General features: G+C 61.4%; 1 protein-coding gene. It reads right to left on the bottom strand.

Features of this window, described 5'->3' with window-relative positions; genetic code table 11:
* A partial coding sequence (locus AC0L2A_RS36335) for a C48 family peptidase (protein WP_473612995.1) occupies window positions 1–581 on the bottom strand: 581 nt, incomplete at both ends.

The following is a 581-nucleotide window of genomic DNA, read 5'->3' as shown; positions in this document are numbered from 1 at the left end:
CTTGGTTCGCCAATCTCTGAACCAGCGCGCGCGTGCCGTCCACCACGAAGACGCCGCAATCAACACCGTTGTTCTGCCGAGCCATGGCGGGTGTCACCAAGGTGGTCGCGCCCAGTCTTGTTGCGAGCTCTAGTGCAGGCGCGTTGTTGTATCCCCGTCCATAGCTCTGATGGATGGAGTCGTAGTGATAGGCGACCGCTCTTTCCGGGTCGCGGCGATCAACGAGCAGCAGCGACCAATGGTGGATGCGTTCACGATTCTGCGCCGGATCCACACGATTCTGCGCCGGATCCATAAGATTGGCACTGTTCACTGGCAGGAACACGAAGTCGGCTGGGGCGTCGTTTTGATGATAGATGGACAGCAACGTACCTTGCACGTCCACGTCGTCACGGCGCAGCAGATGGGATACCGACGGATCCACCAGCCGCGTTCGGGCGGCGAGCGCTGGATCGGCCTGCTGCAGCTGCTGCTGGAGGAATTCGTAATCCCTCTGGATATGGGCGTCGCTCAGCAGTTCGGTGGCCCCGAGCACCGCCCCCGCGGGAAGGTTGGACCAGCCTGACGGAAAAGCTCCGATC

This window comes from Mesorhizobium sp. WSM4844 (assembly GCF_055811775.1).
The sequence above is the reverse complement of the archived record's forward strand: the minus strand, read 5'-3'. Positions and strand labels throughout refer to the sequence as shown.